The sequence below is a fragment of the Bombilactobacillus thymidiniphilus genome, assembly GCF_023380245.1.
Taxonomy (GTDB): domain Bacteria; phylum Bacillota; class Bacilli; order Lactobacillales; family Lactobacillaceae; genus Bombilactobacillus; species Bombilactobacillus thymidiniphilus.
On record NZ_CP093365.1, the window covers coordinates 869,272 to 888,161 of the forward strand.

Consider the following 18,890-nt stretch of genomic DNA (forward strand, 5'->3'; position numbering starts at 1 on the left):
GTAATGTGATTAGTAATGTTTAGCATGATCAATTTTTCGCCAATGCATGAACCCATAAATTGGTATGGCAACGATTAGTGCGCCTAAACCGAGAATTAGTTGTTGCCATTTGACTTGGATTAAGAGCCATAAACTTACTCCAATGGCTAGTAATGGTATTATTGGACCACCTTTTAAATGAAATTGCTTTGGTGATAATTTTTTGGTGTGCGCAAAAACTAAAACCGCTAAACAGGTCGGTAGATATTGCGCAAAACGCGAAATGGCACTAATTTGAACGAGAAACTTAAATGATCCCGACCAAACTAGAATTAAAGTCAGACTTAAACTAATGATGATGGTGACCCACGGTGCGTTAGCTTGATTTCTTTTGGCAAACCAACGTGGCAAACTACCGCCTTCGCCTAGAGCAACGCCAGCGCGCGGAGTTATAAAACTAGAGGTCACCATCAATCCACCAGTTGACAACAAAGTACCGGCAGCCACAATGTCGTTACCCACTGGACCTGTAATTTTTTGAAAAGCAGCTTGAATGGGAACATTATTGTGAGCCAGTTGTTGACCCAAGATGCCGGTCGTTGTAATTTGGATCAGCGCATAAATCAGAGCGACACAACTAATTACTAGCGTGATAGCTTTAGGTAGGTTGTGAGTAGCATCTTTCATGTCACCTGCTGCTAATACCATGCCTTCAAAACCGGTAAAGGCGTAGAACATTGTAATAGCCGCCGGAGCAAAAGAACCTTTTTGATAATGACCATGCGGGAAAAACGGTACAAAATTTTGTCCACGAATAAAGAAAATTCCGATAGCGATAAACAAAATTAATGGCAGGAGTTTAGAAATAGTCACCACGTTAATTGTAATTTTAGAAGCCTGAACACCTGTAAGATTAATCATTGCCAAAATAATAATGATTGCGCTGGCAATCAATGCTTTAAATGGGTGCATTGCAGGAAAAATGGTCACTAACTCGGTTTCAAAAGCAGCGGTCATAGTAGCTTGGGCAATGATGCAAATTACCCAGGTAATAAAACCCACTTCAAATCCAACAAAGCCTCCAAAGGCACTCTTAGCGTATAAGTAAGGTCCGCCATCTTGGTGGAAATAAGTAGCTGCTTGGGCAAAACAGAGTGCGATACTGATTACTAAAACAGCATCAAAACCAATTACCAATAGGCTAGCTGTACCCATCAATCGCGCAACTTGGTTAGGTAATAAGAAAATTCCTGAGCCGATGATGGCATTCAAACCTAGTAAAATAATGCTGCCAAATCCCAATTGCTGTTTATGCAAATTCCCATCCCCCCATTCTTATTTTATTATAAGTTTTTCTTGGAATTATTCACGTAAAAAAGCACCATTAATCTGATGATTAATGATGCTTTTTATGTTGACTTGTTAATCTGTCAATGATTTTAATTCATTATTGTTTTCAACAGGAGCGGTTTTATCAATTGTTACTTGAAATTTATTGACATAAGAATGCTCAAAATCAATTACTTTGAGTGTAAATTGATCTAGATGAATCACGCTATTAAGGTGCAAATTAGGATACTTATCAATAAAGTACCCTGATAAAGTTACGATATCGGATTCTTTGAATTCGCTGATTTCCACTTTAAAGTAACGTTCGAAATCATATAGTGTGGTTTGACCGCTGACATTGTAGGAACCATCTTTATTTTTAGTGATGTATTCTTCAGAAACATTATCTACTTCGTCTTTCACAGTCCCGAATAACTCTTCATAAATATCTTTATCTGTGACGATCCCGCTGGTACCACCATATTCGTCAACGACAACAACGATTGGCGTTTGCTTAGCAATCATCTGATTTAAAACGCTATGAATCGGCATGCTTTCAGGCACAGTCACCATAGAACGCAACATTCGGCTAATTGGAATGGAACCGTCAACTTGCTTTTGGCGTACCAAATCATAAACATAAACGTAACCTAAAATTTTATCTTTATCGTTATCAGCTACAACTGGAAAGCGCGAGAAACCTTGCTGCAAATAATCTTTTATAACGTCATTAACCGTGTCTGTAATATCAACTACATATAAACGGGTTCGATCAATCATGATGTCTTTAGCACTCTTATCGTTCAAGTCAAAGGCTCGACGCATATAAATTAAGTCGTTTTTATCCAGCTCACCGTTGCTTACAGAAGCTTGTGACAAGCGCAAAATTTCGGATTGCGTAAACGCCTCGCTCTCTGAATCAGCAGGTTTCATACCAATCATCTTAACAATACCGGTGGCGGAAACATTCAATAACCAAACAAATGGATAAGCAATCGTATGGAAAGCTTTTAGTGGTGTGACTGTTAATAAAAGCATTTTTAAAGGTAAATCAATACTAATATTCTTCGGGACAATTTCTGTAATTACAACTTGTAAATAGGTCAAAAGTAGCAAAGCAATTACGGAACTGATAGCATGAATGGTAGGTGAAGATTTCAGTGAAATATCTAGCACGTGATCAAAAAAAGCTTGTAAAGTATCTTCACCAATCCAACCTAATACTAAGCTGGTCACGGTTGTACCTACTTGGGTAGTCGATAAGTACTCATTAAGATGTTCCAGCATATATTTAGCACGCTTTAATTTTTTAACGTTGCCTTGGTTATTCTCTAAGGCGTCCTCAATTTGGCTAGGACGCGTGGAAACGAGTGCAAATTCCGCTAAAATAAAGAAAAAGGCTAAAACAAAAATTACCAGAATCCAAATAATGTTGATGAATATCTGAGCATCAGACAAAACAATTACTCCTCATTTCAAAATGATTTTGTGCTTAATTATACCAGTGATTTTTAGAATATTCTATGAAGCTGGTCTTGGATTATAAAAAGAATTATTGTGGAATTATGATAGTATGAAGAATTAATGGAGGTTAATGAATGAAAAAACCGCTATATATGCAAATTGCGCAGACTATTAAGCAAAATATTATTGATGAAAAATATCCGCATTGGCGCTTGCCGGATGAACGTACCCTGGCAGACAATTTTGCAGTAAGTCGCAGTTCCATTAAGCGTGCAGTGCAAGTGCTCGCTGATCAAGGCATCATTTTCAAAAAGCAAGGTGCTGGTAATTTTGTGAATCCATTGTTTTTGCGTAATCAAACTTCTTTGGATTATACGGGTGATAACGTGGGCTTGACTACGTCAATTGTAACTAATGGACAAGCACAAAAAATTACGGTTTTAGATTTGAATGTGGTGCAACCAACTGCTGAAATTCAACAAAATTTATTTCTAACTGCTGACGATTTTGTATATGTTTTTCAGCGCTTGCGTTCGCTGGATGATACGCCAATTTTGGTGGAAACCAGCTATATACCTGTGCGTTTGTTGCCTAATTTGTCCCATAAAGTGTTGGAACAGTCGTTATTCAATTATTTAGAAGTTCATGATAATAAGATTATTAATCGTTCTTATCTAGATATTACGGTGGCACCTTCAACGCTTACAGATCAAAAATTACTGCATTTGACTTCGGAACAGCCAGTAGGTGTGGTTAACGGTATTTTTTTTACAGATGATGGCTTACCTTTCGAATATTCCAGTATGCGTTTACATTATCAGTTTTTTAATTTTGCAACGTTTGTTGATCTTAACAAATAAATTGGAACGTACCATTTTTTTAACTGGTTGACAAAAAAACGATTTCAGTTTATAAATAACCTATGTTAATAAAGAATTTCGGTAAGTTGTGATTTAAAGGAGGATATTATGACAGATTACAGTAGTCCGGCGTATTTTGATTTAATGCACCAGTACTTTAATGCAGCCAATTATATTTCAGTGGGACAATTATATTTAAAAGATAACCCTTTGTTGCGGCGTCCCTTAAAATCCAGTGACGTTAAAGTGCATCCGATTGGTCATTGGGGAACTATTGCAGGACAAAACTTTATTTATACGCATTTGAATCGGGTTATTAATAAATATGATTTGAACATGTTTTATATTGAAGGTCCCGGACACGGTGGACAAGTCATGGTATCTAATTCCTATTTGGATGGTAGCTATAGTGAAATCTATCCAGAAATCAGTGCTGATGAAACCGGTATGCAAAAATTATTTAAGCAATTTTCTTTTCCGGGTGGGATTGCTTCACATGCGGCTCCTGAAACACCTGGTTCCATTCATGAAGGTGGTGAGCTAGGTTATTCTTTATCACATGGTGTCGGTGCCATTTTGGATAATCCTGATGTGATTGCTGCAGTAGTCATTGGCGATGGTGAAGCAGAAACGGGACCATTAGCGGCTTCTTGGTTATCTAATGTCTTCATCAATCCAGTTAAAGATGGTGCTGTTTTACCTATTTTAAATTTGAATGGTTTTAAGATTTCCAATCCAACTATTTTAGCTCGTAAAGATGATGAACATTTGAAACAGTATTTCCAAGGTTTGGGCTGGGATCCGATTTTTGTGTCAGGTACTAATCCTGATAAAATGAATCCCGAAATGGCACAAGCTATGGATCAAGCAATCGAAAAAATTCAAGCTATTCAACATGCGGCTCGTCAAAACAGTGCCGAAGATGCCAAAATGGGCAATTGGCCAGTCATTATTTTCCGCGCTCCTAAAGGTTGGACGGGTCCTAAAACTTGGGATGGGCAACCAATTGAAGATTCTTTCCGTGCACATCAAATTCCGATCCCTGTTGATGAGAATGATATGGAACATGCTGATCAATTAGTGAGTTGGCTACAGTCCTATCATCCTGATGAATTATTTGACGAAAAGGGTACGCTGAAATCGCAAATTAAAGCTTTGACACCAAAAGGCAACAAGCGCATGGCGATGAACCCAATTACCAATGGTGGTTTGGATCCTAAACCATTGAACTTGCCTGACGTTCATAACTATCAGCTACAATTTGATAAGCCTGGTTCTCTAATTGCCCAAGATATGGTGGAATTAGGTAATTATTTGCGCGATTTGATCAAGAAGAATCCGGATAATTTTCGGTTCTTCGGTCCTGATGAAACTATGTCTAACCGTTTGATGCATATGTTTGAAGCAAGTGATCGACAATGGATGGAAGCAATTAAAAAACCAAACGATGAATTTGAAGCACCGGCGGGTCGCATTTTGGACGCACAGTTGTCAGAGCATCAAGCGGAAGGCTGGCTAGAAGGGTATACTTTGACAGGGCGGCATGGAATTTTTGCTAGCTATGAAGCTTTCTTGCGCGTCGTGGATTCCATGTTGACACAGCATTTCAAATGGCTTCGTAAAGCTAACGAGCAACCGTGGCGTAATAAATACCCCGCTTTAAATGTGATTTCTACTTCCACATCTTTCCAACAAGACCACAATGGTTATACGCATCAAGATCCCGGTATTATCACGCATTTAGCCGAGAAGAAGCCGGAATATATTCGTGAATATTTACCAGCCGATGCTAATACACTATTAGCCGTGGCTAATCATTCATTAAACGATGAAGAGGTAATCAATTTGATTATTGCTTCCAAGCAACCGCGACCACAATTTTATTCTATGGCTGAAGCTGAAGAATTAGTCAATTCTGGTTTGAAAGTTATTGATTGGGCAAGTAACGATCACGGTCAAAAACCAGACATCGTGTTTGCAGCAGCCGGAACTGAACCTAATATGGAAGCATTGGCTGCGATTGATTTATTGCACGAACAATATCCAGACATGAAGCTTCGTTTTGTGAATGTGGTAGATTTGTTGAAATTACAAGTCCCAGAGCAAAATCCACATGGTTTAAGTGATGAACAATTTGATGCTATTTTCACAACTGATACGCCGATTGTTTTTGCTTTCCATGGTTATGAAGATATTTTACGTAATATTTTCTATGAACGGCATAATCACCAGATGTATGCACATGGCTATCGTGAAAATGGTGATATTACAACACCATTTGATATGCGAGTTGTTAATGAATTGGATCGTTTTCATCTAGCACAACATGCAGCGCAACTAGTTTATGGCACTGAGGATCAAGGCTTTAGTCAAAAAATGGATGATAAATTGCAAGCCCATCATGATTACATTCGTGAAAATGGTGATGACTTGCCAGAAGTTAATAATTGGCAATTTAAAGGGTTTAATTAGATTAAAAACCATAACAAATTAAAATTTGTTATGGCTTTTTTATTATGCTTAAATTTTAACAATGTTACTGCGCTACTATCTTAAATAATTTATAATAATAAATGTTCGTTTAATTATTATTATTTTTTGAGGTAGGGGAATTTATGCGTTTTTTTAAACTAAAAGGAGCGATTTGTGCAATTTCGCCCCTCTTTTTGGTTCATACAGTCTGCAATGTACAACCAATATTAGCTGCTGAAGGGGATGCGGCATTGCCTGCTTTAGGTGATTCTAATTCTGCTTCAGGGAATTCTGGAACATCAAAAGCGGGAATTGCTTTTGAAAGTGGCGATTTAGCTTTAGTGCAAGTACCTAACTTAGACTTTGGGACGGTTAAACTAGGTACTGAGGGGGACATGATATCTTCTAAGAAGCAACAACGCGTGGCCGTTGTAACGGATGCAAGAATTGATCCTGGAGTCAGTGATCCTGCATTTAACTGGAATTTAAGTGTCAAACTGGGTTATTTTTATGCAAATGGTGATTCCAGTACTGATAGTAATAAAGTTGATTTGCCTTTGCGCTTTTCTCTGAATCCTAGTTCAACAGCACCCACTACACCTGCTCGTAACCCAATTTTTGATCCTGGTGATCAGATGCCTGTATATAACAATAAATCAGGTACTGTGATAAATGATGCTTCTGTTCCTTACACATCAAGGGGGATTGTTTCTGCTAAAGGAGATAACAATATTTTTTGGATAGTTAAGGGTGCTCGACGTGGAGGTACAACGGCGGTCAACTTTGGTCCGTCCGGTCCTGAAAGCAAGGGTGGTTATGTTCACATTGAAACAGCTGCTGCAAATAGTGATCACCTACAAATGAATGAGGAAAAGCCAATTCCTTATATAGCTGACTTAACTTGGACGCTATCTAGTGATGTGACCCAATCTAATTAAAGTATGTATTAAAAAAGTTTTCTCGACCAAATAGGTTGGGAAAACTTTTTTATTTAATCATCTGCACGTTTAGCTAATTTCTGGATAGTTTGGAAAAATCTAGCATTATCTACGTCATGAACTAAAGTTACGGGACGACCATCTTCTTTTAAGAAAGTCCGCCCATCACTTGGTGCAGTAATTGAAACATCACAATTGACACGTTTAGTTTGTACTAAAGATGCATCATAGAAATAACAAGTCGTTAAAACGTCCCAAAGATAATAGGTGGAATTAGTCTCAAATTGGTTTAGTTCAGGTACAAAGGCATAACTGTTGGCTAAAAAGTCCAAGCCAACGTGTTCATGTTGTTGTGCCCAAGAATTACGGACGGAGTTAGTTAATGGCACATTAATGGTACTTTCTAAGGCGACCATTTCGATCGGGATATCAGTGTCGAAAACGATTTTGGTAGCTTCTGGATCCCAGAAAGCATTCCATTCCTGGGTGCCGTCAGAATCTGGTTCTGCAACATTGCCAGCTTCCATGAAAGTACCGCCCATCCAAACAATGCGCTTAATTTTAGTGCTGATAGCTGGCTGCAACTTCAAAGCACGCGCTAAATCACTTAATGGACCAGTCATAACTAGAGTTACAGGTTCAGTACTTTGCATTAATTTATCAGCTAAATCTTCATGGGCCAATTTATCAGCTAAAGGCGTTTTGATTGCAGTTTGTTCATTTAAAATAGCTAAATTGTTCTCGGAATAAGAGTCTAAACGCCATTCTTTAGGGAAAGGATGGGCGGGGCGAGAATTAGATTGTGCGACTTCTAATTGAGCGCCGTGTCCGAATCGATCAATGATCTTGCGACTGACACTGACTGCCGGTTCGACATAACTGTCGGCGCCAATGGCGCCTACGCCGATTAATTCAACATTTTCCATTTGTAAAAGTAAAAATAAGGAAATAAAATCGTCGACAGCACCGTCATGACTAAAATAAACTTTTTCCATCAAAGGATCCTCCAATTAATCTAGATAAATTGCTTGTAGTTGCTTGATTTCTGAATCAGTAACCTTTAATTCAGTACGTAAATAATTTTGCCAAGTACCAGATGTTTTTTGCACTGCAGCATCGGCAGCTTGCAAGTAATCTGTTTTAACAGCTAATAATGCTTTCACAGAAGTAATGAGATTGGGATCTAATTTTTTTTGTTGCATTTGTTTAATTTGATCATCAATAAAAGGTTTAGAAGCTTGATTGGTTAATAAATAATCTTGAATTATAGTATCACGATCAACATCTAGAGCCGTTAGAACAAAGATGGCACCCATGCCGGTTCGATCTTTACCTGCTGTACAATGAAATAAAACGGCTTGCCCATCTTGATCATTAGCTAATAACTTGTCAAAAAACAAACGATAAGCTTTTTTGGAACTATCTAAATTGATTAAATCATGATAAGTCTCTAGCATATCGGCATTTCCATCAGCTGGAATACGGTCAACGCCCTCTAATTTGTGTCCTTGATCTTGCTCTTCTTGCTCGTTAAATTTGGAAGCTTGAGTCAAATCAACATCAAAAACTGGATCAAAAATGTATTCTGCTTGATCAGGTACTTTGTCTGGAACACTTTTTTGTTCGTCAATGGAACGAAAATCAATATCGTAACGCACACCATAATCTGTCAAATATTGCAGATCAGAGTCAGATAAATTACCCAAACTAGCCGAACGTACCAGTTTATGATATTTAAGTTGGCGACCTTCTTTATTTTTATAGCCACCTAATTCACGAAAATTCATTCCCGATTTAATGTTTAGGAGACGTTCATTTTGCATATACTGGTCCCTCCAATAAATTATTAAACCTATTCTATCAAAGATTGGCATCATAGGAACAGTCAAATTTATAACAAGTGTCTATTGTGCTTAAGTTTTGGCGCGTATGCTACAATTAAAATGTATTAAATGAAATAAATTTGATCCGTAAGTAATTAAAGGGGTGGATCTCATGAAGGAATACCGTAGGATTTTAATACCAGTCGATGGTTCTAAAGAATCAGAAGTATCATTGAAAAAAGCCACGCAAGTAGCAATTCGTAATCAGGCAGATGTTGATGTGCTTAATGTTTTGGATACGCGGCAATTTGTCGGTGCGTATGGTGGGATGTTGACTGGGGATATTATTTACGAAATTACTGAAGATACACAGAATTATTTGCAACAATTGCAAGAACAGATGATTGCTGACGGCTTAGATGCTGATAAAATCAACATTCACGTGCGCTTTGGTGATCCAAAAACAATTATTTCTTTTGATTTTCTCAAAGATCATCATGATGATTTGATTATCATTGGTGCTACTGGGTTGAATGCTGTGGAACGCTTGCTAGTGGGATCAGTGTCTTCTTATGTGACACGCAATGCACCCGTTGATGTAATCGTGGTAAAAACGGATTTAGATAATAAAACTATTCCTGAAAAAACAAATAAATAATTATTGTCGGAGGATCCTTGATGGACGAAGTGCAACAATTACCCTTGCGATCGGAAGTTCCCGTGGAGTTGACATGGGATACTACAAAAGTTTTTGCTGATGATGTAGATTTTGAAAAAGCTTTATTACAAGTACAAGAACATACAGCACAGATTGGTGAATTAGCTGGAACGCTGATTGATTCTGCTAGTCAACTGGCGCAAGAAATTACAGCAGTACTGCAACTTTATCGCCAATTAGAAAAAGTCTATGTTTATGCCAGCTTGAAGAGTGATCAAGACACCAAAAATAATCATTATCAAGGCTACCAGGCTCAAGCTGATGCCCTAGTGGCACAAGTTAGTTCTGCAACCGCCTTTTTGGAGCCTGCCATTTTAAACATTGATACGGAAACTTTGCAGCAATATTTGCAGGAACCGCAATTGCAAATATATCAGCATTTTATTGCACAGATTACTAATAAGCGTGATCATGTTTTAAATGCAGAACAAGAAGCTTTGCTTGCCGGTGCTAGCGATATTTTCAATACGGGTAGCAATGTCTTTAATGTATTGACGAATGCCGATCTACAATTTCCGGAAATCCAGGATGTGCAAGGTCATTCGGTGCAATTATCTGATAGTGTGTATGGCATTTTGCTGGAATCATCTGCACCTGAGGTGCGTAAGCAAGCTTTTGCTGCATTGTACCAAGTTTATGGTCAATTTAAAAATACTTTAGCGTCTTCTTTGGCAGGTGAAGTTAAAAAGAATAATTATTATGCTAAAGTTCATCATTATGCTAGTGCGCGACAAGCTGCATTAGCGCAAAATCAAATCCCACCAGTCGTTTATGATACTTTAATAACGGAAGTCAATGATCATCTAGATTTGTTGCATCGTTATGTTAAATTACGTAAAAAAGTTTTAAGATTACCAGAATTACACATGTATGATTTATATACACCATTAGTGGGTGAGGCACCTATCAAATATACACTGGCCCAGGCTAAACAAACAGCCAAACAAGCTTTGCAGCCATTAGGTGTAGATTATTTGCAACGTGTCCAAGAAATTTTTGAGCATCGTTACATTGATGTAGTGGAAAATCAAGGCAAGCGTTCCGGAGCATATTCTGGCGGTTCTTATGATACCCCGCCATATATTTTGTTAAATTGGCAAGATAACTTGGATAATTTATATACATTGGTTCATGAAACGGGGCACAGCGTGCACAGCTGGTACACGCGCAATACGCAACCTTATGTTTATGGTGATTATCCGATTTTTTTGGCAGAAATTGCATCGACTACCAATGAAAATTTATTAACAGAATATTTATTGCAGACGCAATCTGATCCACACATCCGTGCGTACGTCTTGAATTATTATTTAGACGGCTTTAAGGGGACTGTTTTTCGTCAGACGCAATTTGCGGAGTTTGAGCATTTTATTCATCAAGCTGATGCTCAAGGTAAGCCGTTAACTGCAGAGTTTATGTCACAATATTACGGCGATTTGAATGCCTGTTATTATGGCATTGATGTCGTTAATGATCCGCAAATTGCTTTGGAATGGGCGCGCATACCACATTTTTATATGAATTATTATGTTTATCAGTATGCAACTGGTTTTGCGGCTGCTAGTGCTTTAAGTCAGAATTTAGTGCACAATAATGCTGTAGCACAAATTAAATATTTGGATTATTTAAAAGCGGGCAGTTCTAAATATCCGCTTGAGATTATGAATGCTGCGGGTGTAGATATGACTAAACCGGATTATTTGCGCCAAGCATTTGCTGTTTTTGAACAGCGCTTAGAAGAATTAGAAAAATTATTATAATATAAAAAAAGCGACCCGCTATTAAACGGATCGCTTTTTTTAGTGTTTTCAATTTATTCAGCTTTTGGTGTAACATCAATCAAATCGTTATTGTCAGCTTGTGTGTCTTCACTGAAATGAAAATCATAATCTTTAGAGTTAGTAATGATCATCATGACAGTGTTGTCATAACCAGAATCTTTGATTGCTTTATAATCAAATTCAATCAATGGTGTACTAGCAGCTACTTGCTGACCTTTTTCAACTAACATCTTAAAATGTTCGCCGTTCAAGTTGACCGTATCAATACCAAGATGCAAGAGCACTTCGACACCATCATCACCCGTAATACCCACAGCATGACCTGTTGGATAAGCGACACTGATAGTTCCAGAAATTGGAGATGTGACAACATTATCTTCGGGTACAATAGCAATCCCTTTACCCATAGCTTCAGAAGCGAAAACTTGATCATTAACATCAGAAAGTGGCAACACGATACCCTTAACAGGGGCCATTAAAGCTGTTTCACCATCATTAGTAGCAGCTTTTGGGGCAGCATCTTTAGTGGATTTATTATTTACACCGCCAAAGAAATAAGTCAAAACAGCAGCTAAGATGAATGCTACAGCATCCCCAACTAGAGAAAGCGGTAAACCTTTACTGATGAATGTTGGAATGGACAAGATACTTGCTAAACCAACAACATTGGCATGTACACCAGAAAAAGCAACGATTGCACCACCAATACCACCACCGATAACAGCACAGTAGAAAGGCTTCTTGAGTTTCAAAGTAATACCATAAACGGTTGGTTCGGTAATCCCAAAAATAGCTGTAATTACATTAGAACCTGCTAAACCTTTCATTTTATCGTCTTTGGCTTTTAAAAAGACACCTAAAGCAGCACCTGCTTGTGATAAAACAGCTGGTAATAAGATTGGCATTAGCGGATCATAACCAAATTGTTGCAAGTTGTTCATCATCACTGGTGCAAAGGCCCAATGGACACCAAAGATAACAAATACTTCCCATAAACCACCTAAAACAAGTCCAGATAATGCTGGCACTGCTTTATAAAGTATAGTTACGACGCCGGCTAAGAAAGCACTGATAGCGTTACTGATTGGACCAACGATTAGTAATGTCAAGGGAACTAAAATCATTAATAAACATAGTGGCGTCAGGATATTTCGGACTGATTCGTGCCAGAATTTATCGAATAGCGGTTCAAGAAATTTCTGGACAACAACAACCAACAAAATCGGAATAACGGTTGTCGTATAAGTTGCTGATTGCACTGGTATCGACAGAAAATTCAAATGTAGATGAGTGTTTGAAAAAGTCGGATAAACCAAAGCCATCGCAATTGCCACGGAGACGAATTGATTGACTTTTAATTGCTTAGCCGCTGTAAAGGCTAAAACGACAGGTAAGAAGTAAAAAATACCATCAGCAGCTGCATACCATATTAAGTAAGTTCCACTTTTTGGTGTCATCCAGTGAAGGGCTACGAATAAAGCCAACAAACCTTTCAGAATACCAGCACCAGCCATTGCACCAAGAAATGGCGTGAATGCACCTGATATGAATGTAACAAAACCGTTAAAAGCACCTTTAATTGACCATTTTGATTTAGGTTGATCTGCTGTGGCAGTGCTATCATCTTGCCCTTCACCTAAACGTGAATCAATAGCAACTAAAGCATCATAAACTTTGCCAACGTCATTACCAATGACGACTTGATATTGCCCGCCGGCTTGTACAACTGTAATGACATCGTCTAAATTGTCTATTTCCTCAGTTTTGGCTTTGTTGACGTCTTTTAAAGTGAAACGTAAACGCGTAGCGCAATGCCACGCAGCATTGATGTTGCCATCGCCACCAACCAGATCAAGGATCTGCTTGGCTAATTTATTTGCATCCATTTTTTTCTACACCTCAAAGTATCAATATTTAGTTCATTAGGTTAGTGGTCAACTACGATTTTTTCATTTTATACTAATACCGTATGATTAGCAATTTAATTTTGAAAACGAATTCAATTTTTAGTAATTAGTGAAAAATTAAATGACTTTTTCATAGATCTAATTTGAGCAGTTGCCCTAGCATCACTTATGAAAAACAGTTATAATCATCGAAGAGATGTTTCGGGAGGAAAATGGATGAAGTCCGATAAAGTAAGCCAGTTAGCCGATTGGCTGGAAGACAATGTTGAACAAATTGTGGCGCACAAGCAGTATTTAGATGTGCAAAAAGTCTATGAATTGCTGGATAATTTGGCAGTTTTACGTCAGCCGGTTCAAGATTATTTAACAATGACTGAAGAAGATTATTATGAAAATGAATCCGACCATCGTTTGACTTTGCATAATTCTGAGCAGGTTTTGGCTGATTTAGCGGATCGAGTTTTGGTTAATCACGTTGATGGTAGTTTTATCAATAGTGAAATCAATTTTTCTTACAATCATGAAAATCCTTATTTCACCGAAAATTATGATGTGCAAGTTGACTTGCACTTAATTGAATATGCGCTAGAAGTAATCGGGGCAGTGGCTTCCAATACCATCATGAGTGATGTGCGCAATAATTTATCACCGGATGCGGTTTTATCAGTTGCTTTGGCTGCGCATGCGGTAGGTAAATGGCAGCAAAAAAACGCATGATTTTGGTTGCATTTTAGTGGTGATTTCGTTAATATGTCTCGGTGTCTAAATTTGCAGGAGGGATAATACAATGCCAATCACACATTTGCGTAAAGTGCAATCCAATGAATTAGCTACTGTAACTGCCATTATTGAAGAGGCAAAGACCGTTTTAAAAGGTCGTGGTGTAGATCTTTGGCAAGAGGGCTATCCAGATCAAGCCATTTTGCAGGATGATATTGATCGTGGCATTGCTTATTTTTTGGTCAAAGATGGCAAGGTTGTTGGTGTAGCAGCTTTGGAAACCCAAGGCGAAGCCAGTTATGATCAAATCCATGAAGGTCAATGGCGTCCAGATTCTAAGGAACGTTACGCAATTTTGCATCGAGTAGCGATTGCTAAGGGACACCAAGGCGAAGGTTTAGCTTCTATTTTTATTCAACACTTAATTTCGGCTGCTGTGGCCTTAGATTTTTCGGATATTCGGATTGATACACATCTGGATAATTTGGCTATGCAGCATGTTATCACTAAAAATGGTTTTCAAGAGTGCGGCGTTATTTATAACAATGACCAAAAGCCGTGCGTAGCTTATCAATGTTTTGTTTAATATTATAAATAGATCGAGACGATGCGTCTGGATCTATTTTGTTTTTGGGGGACTAATTAAGATTGACTAACAGACAGGTTCGACAGAGTTCAGCTGATGAAAATTATTGGAAACAGATTCATTTTCCTTATTATATTCACTGGCCTAAAGATGGGGGACTGCCTTTATATCGCTATTTGCATCAACTTGATTTTCGAAAAATACCAGTTATGCCGCGGCTCTGGGCAACGCGATATTTGCAAAAATTTGCTTATGATATCAAGCAATGTATAAGCCCGGATTCTTTAATTATAGGTGCTATTACAGATACACATATTAAATTTACCGACAGCAATAGCTACTATGGCTTCAATGGTTTGCAACATATTATGGAGTTTTTGGTTTTGAATAACTTTGTGCCGCTGGATTTGCTGGTGCATTTAGGCGATATTATTGATGGCAGTGATGATCCATTTATTGATCAGCAAATGTTGCAATTAGTTACTACACAATTTGTTCAGCAGGATACGCCGTTTTTGATTGCGAAGGGCAACCATGACGAGCATGATAAATATGACGAACATACCTGGTTGCAGCACGCAACTTTTACGGAAAATACATTTTTTACTACAGTTTGGCAAAAAATGTATCAGCAACAAAAAATTAAGTATCTATCGCGTAATTTTGGGGTGAGCTATTTTGATAAAGCCAATATGCGTGTTGTGTTAATTAATACTTGTGACGTGCCCTATAAAGTAGATGAAACTGGCAAAAAGCAATATGATCATAAATTGGTGATGGGCTTGCGACAACAACAATTGACTGAAATTATTGCCATTTTAGAAAATTCTGAAGATAAACAAATTTTGGTGCTCGGTCATGGCAATTTGATTAAATCTAATGGCCAAAATGCCTTGCAATATAATGGTAAAGCTTTACACGACTTATTAAAGGCATTTAACGCAGGCTTAGCGGGGCGGTTGCAACACGAAGAAAAAGATGATAATTTTTCCTTAGATTTGCAATTTGATTTTAGAGACCATGGCAGTGGACGAGTTTTAGCGTATATTTGTGGTCATCGCCACATCGAAGATCAATTCACAGTGGACGGCATTGCGTATATTTTGTTAAATGTGTCGGCTTTGATGGGCAATAATCACGGCTTAACCACTATGTATAATCGATCTTGGAATCGTAAAAAAGATAAGGCGAATGAATTTGCAGGTTACGTAATTGCCCTTGATCCAAATAAGCATACTTTGAATTTATTCGGTTATGGTGCAGCAAGTTTTTGGCGGCAAATCTCGTTTTAATTATAATTTTGATCTGGTTTTTAGTGAGGGGTTTGTTAATATATTGTTATATGTTACGATGTATCACTGGGGTTAGTGTTTTTTTGCACTAATTCTGTTACTGTCTAATAGCAAAAGAACGAAAATTACTAAGTCAACTTTCGACTTTAAAAAAGGAACGTGAATTATTATTAATACTCAGAGTACACTCAACTTCACACCCATTATTTTAGGTAGCGACATTAATGCATATGGTTTTGCACGTTCATTTTATGATATTACTAAAAAGCCCGTACAAGCATACGCAGAAGCTGCTTTAGCACCAACTAGATATTCTAAAATCATTAATGTTAGTTTGCATGCTGGTTTTACGGAGGATCCGACTTTCATCGAGACAATGCGCGAGATTGCTAAGCAATATGCCGATCATGATGAGCCGGTTATTTTGTTGGCGATGGGTGATGGTTATGCGGAGCTGATCTCTAAGCATAAAGCCGAATTATCGCAAACTTTCATTTGCCCTTACGTGGAATATGATTTGTTGCGTAAATTGAACAATAAAGAATCTTTTTATAAAATTTGTGAAGAATATAATTTACCCCACCCTGAAACTGAAATTATCACAAAGAAAATGTATCAAGATAAAGATTTAACAGTGCCTTTTGATTATCCAGTAGCATTGAAACCGGCTAATAGTGTGGAATGGTTAGATATCCATTTTGAAGGTCGTAAAAAAGCCTTTATTATCCAGGATGAAGCTGAATTTAATGATATTGTCGGTAAAATCTATGACAATGGTTATACTTCTGATCTGATTTTGCAGGAATTTATTGGTGGTGATGATTCGCATATGCGAGTGCTAAATGCTTACGTGGATCAAAATCACCATGTTAAAATGATGTGTCTGGGGCACCCTCTGTTAGAAGATCCAACGCCACAAGCTATTGGTAATTATGTTGCTATTTTGCCGGAATACAACCAAAAATTATATGACGTAATTCAACGTTTTCTGGAAGAAATCAATTTCACTGGTTTTGCTAACTTTGATATGAAATTTGATGATCAAACGCAAGAATTCAAACTATTTGAAATTAATTTACGTCAGGGACGTAGTAGTTTTTACGTTACTTTAAACGGCTATAACTTGGCACAATATGTGATTGATGACTATGTGACTGGTGAATTGGATGCACGTGCTACAGTTTATGGCAATCGTAATAAAGCACAATATAAGCTATGGTTGGGTGTACCGAAGAAAGTCTTCAAGAAGTATGCTCTAGAAAATGAATACAAAGAAGTTGCTCTCGAACTCTTGCGTCAAGATCGTTACGGCACTACAGTTTTCTTTAAAGAAGACATGAATTTTAAGCGCTGGTTATTGATGGATTATATGTTTTATCGTTATAATGGGCGTTTTAAGCGCTACTTTGAAGAAAATAAGGGTCAAAATTTATAATTAGTAGGAGGCACTTTGGGTGAAACCAAATAGTACACAATTACGTAATTATCATGTTGAAACGGTAGAATATCAGCGCGCATTGGTGGCAGTTGATATTGATGATTTTACTTCTTCAGAGCGGGCATTTAATTATGCTTGTACAGTGGCACGCAATAATTCAATGGAGCTGGGCATTGTCGCAGTTCTAGAAACTAAAGATATCAATGTTTTTGAGAGCTTGTCACCTGATTCAATGGAAAACAAGCGTTTGCAAGTAGCACATGATTTGTTGCTGTATGTGAAAAAAGCGCAAGATTATGGTGTTGAGCACATCAAACCAATTTTAACAGAAGGTCAACCAGATCATGTCATTATGGAGAAAGTTGTACCTGATTTTGAGCCAGATTTAATTATTGTTGGTTCCGAAACCAAAAAATTCTTAGGTAAGACAGTTGGTTCACAGGCAGAAGGTATTGTTGAATATTCGCCAGTTAGTGTGATTGTCGTACGTTAAAACAAAAAAGATCTTTCTGAATTTCAGAAAGATCTTTTTTTGTGGTTAATTAGAGTTCAGCTTTACCTTCTCGTTGCATTAAATCGGCAGCAACTTTATCGATGTTGGCGTGATTATATAAAACATCATAAGTTGCTTCTACAATCGGCATTTCAATGTTTTCTTGCTGGGCTAACTCATAGGCTGACTGGCAAGTTTTGACACCTTCCACGACCATGCCCATATTTGCAATTACGTCGGCAGGATTTTGACCGCGCCCAATTTGATCACCAGCGCGCCAATTGCGTGAATGTACGCTGGTACAAGTGACAATCAAATCGCCGACCCCAGACAAACCAGTAAAAGTCAGAGGATTGGCACCAAGCGCTACACCCAATCGTGAGATTTCTGCCAAACCGCGCGTCATCAGTGCTGCTTTGGCGTTGTCACCATAACCTAAACCATGTAATGCACCTACACCTAAGGCGATTACATTTTTCAAAGCAGCGCCAATTTCGACGCCGATTAAGTCGGTATTGGTATAGACACGAAAATAATTATTCATAAAAACATCTTGAATACGTTTAGCCGCATCTAAGTCAGTGCTTGCTGCAGTGATAAGTGTAGGATCTTGGCGTGCCACTTCTTCAGCATGACTGGGACCCGATAAAGCTACAATTGCTTGGCACTGTGATTGTGGAATTGCGATTTCTAAAATTTGGGAGATACGCAAATGTGTATTTTGCTCCAAACCTTTGCTGGCGTGAGCAATTAGTGGTTGATTATTCTGCTCTTGCAGGATTTTAGCTACTTGAGTAGCAACATCGCGAATAGCAGGCGTCGGTACACTAAATAAAATAATTTGTGCAGCAGTTAAAGCTTGTTTCAAGTCAGCAGTCGCTTTTAAATTGCTAGGATATTGATAATTTTTTAAATAACGTTGATTAGTGTGTTTTTGGTTAATTTCGTTAGCTTGATCGGTGTGGCGTGTCCATAAAGACACATCATGACCGTTTTGGACTAAGACACTGGCGAGAATACTACCCCATGAGCCAGCGCCTAAAACAGCAATCTTATTCTTCATTTGTTTGTCCTTTACTTTTTTTGCTTC

At 37.9% G+C, this 18,890-nt stretch carries 15 protein-coding genes and 1 pseudogene; 10 read left to right on the forward strand and 6 right to left on the reverse strand.

All coding sequences use genetic code 11. The features are described from left to right. Positions 1–9: 9 nt before the first annotated feature. Both MOO47_RS04620 and MOO47_RS04625 read right to left on the reverse strand, forming a co-directional pair. Complete coding sequence (locus tag MOO47_RS04620) at positions 10–1,296, reverse strand: APC family permease (protein ID WP_249512301.1); 1,287 nt, start codon at positions 1,294–1,296, stop codon at positions 10–12. Between the two features lie 105 nt (positions 1,297–1,401). Then, positions 1,402–2,766, reverse strand: coding sequence for a hemolysin family protein (locus MOO47_RS04625; RefSeq protein WP_249512302.1), 1,365 nt, complete (start codon positions 2,764–2,766; stop codon positions 1,402–1,404). 140 nt (positions 2,767–2,906) lie between these two features. Between MOO47_RS04625 and MOO47_RS04630 the strand changes: the two genes are divergently transcribed. The 3 genes from MOO47_RS04630 to MOO47_RS04640 all read left to right on the forward strand — a co-directional run bounded on the left by MOO47_RS04630 (position 2,907) and on the right by MOO47_RS04640 (position 7,042). Then, entirely contained in the window at positions 2,907–3,632 is a 726-nt protein-coding gene (locus MOO47_RS04630; protein ID WP_249512303.1) for a GntR family transcriptional regulator, read from the forward strand. Between the two features lie 108 nt (positions 3,633–3,740). After that, the gene (locus MOO47_RS04635; RefSeq protein ID WP_249512304.1) at positions 3,741–6,104 is read left to right on the forward strand and encodes a phosphoketolase family protein; all 2,364 of its coding nucleotides are present in this window, start codon (positions 3,741–3,743) and stop codon (positions 6,102–6,104) included. A gap of 143 nt (positions 6,105–6,247) precedes the next feature. Further along, positions 6,248–7,042 carry a WxL domain-containing protein gene (locus MOO47_RS04640; RefSeq protein WP_249512305.1) on the forward strand — a complete coding sequence of 265 codons (795 nt, stop codon included), beginning with the start codon at positions 6,248–6,250 and terminating at the stop codon, positions 7,040–7,042. 53 nt (positions 7,043–7,095) lie between these two features. Here MOO47_RS04640 and MOO47_RS04645 read toward each other — a convergent pair whose 3' ends face one another. Together MOO47_RS04645 and MOO47_RS04650 are read right to left on the reverse strand one after the other, a co-directional pair. Next, entirely contained in the window at positions 7,096–8,037 is a 942-nt protein-coding gene (locus tag MOO47_RS04645; protein ID WP_249512306.1) for a nucleoside hydrolase, read from the reverse strand. Between the two features lie 15 nt (positions 8,038–8,052). Next, on the reverse strand, positions 8,053–8,865 hold the full coding sequence (locus MOO47_RS04650) for a tyrosine-protein phosphatase (RefSeq protein WP_249512307.1): 813 nt from the start codon (positions 8,863–8,865) through the stop codon (positions 8,053–8,055). Between the two features lie 172 nt (positions 8,866–9,037). Here MOO47_RS04650 and MOO47_RS04655 point away from each other — a divergent pair, with 172 nt between their 5' ends. Then, a complete protein-coding gene (locus MOO47_RS04655; RefSeq protein ID WP_249512308.1) occupies positions 9,038–9,523 on the forward strand; it encodes a universal stress protein in 486 nt (161 codons plus the stop codon). Between the two features lie 20 nt (positions 9,524–9,543). Continuing rightward, positions 9,544–11,343 carry an oligoendopeptidase F gene (pepF, locus tag MOO47_RS04660; protein ID WP_249512309.1) on the forward strand — a complete coding sequence of 600 codons (1,800 nt, stop codon included), beginning with the start codon at positions 9,544–9,546 and terminating at the stop codon, positions 11,341–11,343. A 53-nt stretch (positions 11,344–11,396) separates the two neighbouring features. On the opposite strand, the gene MOO47_RS04665 is transcribed toward pepF, so the two are convergent. Next, entirely contained in the window at positions 11,397–13,250 is a 1,854-nt protein-coding gene (locus MOO47_RS04665; protein WP_249512310.1) for a beta-glucoside-specific PTS transporter subunit IIABC, read from the reverse strand. Positions 13,251–13,487: 237 nt separating this feature from the next. Between MOO47_RS04665 and MOO47_RS04670 the strand changes: the two genes are divergently transcribed. The 5 genes from MOO47_RS04670 to MOO47_RS04690 all read left to right on the forward strand — a co-directional run bounded on the left by MOO47_RS04670 (position 13,488) and on the right by MOO47_RS04690 (position 17,800). Beyond that, positions 13,488–13,988: a hypothetical protein gene (locus tag MOO47_RS04670; protein WP_249512311.1), complete on the forward strand. Its 501-nt coding sequence runs from the start codon at positions 13,488–13,490 to the stop codon at positions 13,986–13,988. Between the two features lie 70 nt (positions 13,989–14,058). After that, positions 14,059–14,577: a GNAT family N-acetyltransferase gene (locus tag MOO47_RS04675; RefSeq protein WP_249512312.1), complete on the forward strand. Its 519-nt coding sequence runs from the start codon at positions 14,059–14,061 to the stop codon at positions 14,575–14,577. A gap of 62 nt (positions 14,578–14,639) precedes the next feature. Continuing rightward, positions 14,640–15,869, forward strand: a complete 1,230-nt coding sequence (locus MOO47_RS04680) for a metallophosphoesterase family protein (protein WP_249512313.1) — start codon at positions 14,640–14,642, stop codon at positions 15,867–15,869. Between the two features lie 334 nt (positions 15,870–16,203). Beyond that, a complete protein-coding gene (locus MOO47_RS04685) occupies positions 16,204–17,304 on the forward strand; it encodes a carboxylate--amine ligase (protein WP_396022015.1) in 1,101 nt (366 codons plus the stop codon). Between the two features lie 19 nt (positions 17,305–17,323). Continuing rightward, the gene (locus MOO47_RS04690) at positions 17,324–17,800 is read left to right on the forward strand and encodes a universal stress protein (RefSeq protein WP_249512314.1); all 477 of its coding nucleotides are present in this window, start codon (positions 17,324–17,326) and stop codon (positions 17,798–17,800) included. Positions 17,801–17,849: 49 nt separating this feature from the next. Here the strand turns inward: MOO47_RS04690 and MOO47_RS04695 are convergent. Beyond that, positions 17,850–18,878 (reverse strand): annotated as a pseudogene (locus MOO47_RS04695) (NAD(P)H-dependent glycerol-3-phosphate dehydrogenase); the annotation flags it as partial. Positions 18,879–18,890 lie beyond the last annotated feature (12 nt).

Excerpts from the sequence above, each read along its gene's own strand:
- MOO47_RS04640 (WP_249512305.1), top strand. The coding sequence starts at position 6,248 with ATGCGTTTTTTTAAACTAAAAGGAGCGATTTGTGCAATTTCGCCCCTC.
- MOO47_RS04630 (WP_249512303.1), top strand. The coding sequence starts at position 2,907 with ATGAAAAAACCGCTATATATGCAAATTGCGCAGACTATTAAGCAAAAT.
- MOO47_RS04645 (WP_249512306.1), bottom strand. The coding sequence starts at position 8,037 with ATGGAAAAAGTTTATTTTAGTCATGACGGTGCTGTCGACGATTTTATT.
- pepF (WP_249512309.1), top strand. The coding sequence starts at position 9,544 with ATGGACGAAGTGCAACAATTACCCTTGCGATCGGAAGTTCCCGTGGAG.
- MOO47_RS04675 (WP_249512312.1), top strand. The coding sequence starts at position 14,059 with ATGCCAATCACACATTTGCGTAAAGTGCAATCCAATGAATTAGCTACT.
- MOO47_RS04655 (WP_249512308.1), top strand. The coding sequence starts at position 9,038 with ATGAAGGAATACCGTAGGATTTTAATACCAGTCGATGGTTCTAAAGAA.
- MOO47_RS04650 (WP_249512307.1), bottom strand. The coding sequence starts at position 8,865 with ATGCAAAATGAACGTCTCCTAAACATTAAATCGGGAATGAATTTTCGT.
- MOO47_RS04670 (WP_249512311.1), top strand. The coding sequence starts at position 13,488 with ATGAAGTCCGATAAAGTAAGCCAGTTAGCCGATTGGCTGGAAGACAAT.
- MOO47_RS04635 (WP_249512304.1), top strand. The coding sequence starts at position 3,741 with ATGACAGATTACAGTAGTCCGGCGTATTTTGATTTAATGCACCAGTAC.
- MOO47_RS04665 (WP_249512310.1), bottom strand. The coding sequence starts at position 13,250 with ATGGATGCAAATAAATTAGCCAAGCAGATCCTTGATCTGGTTGGTGGC.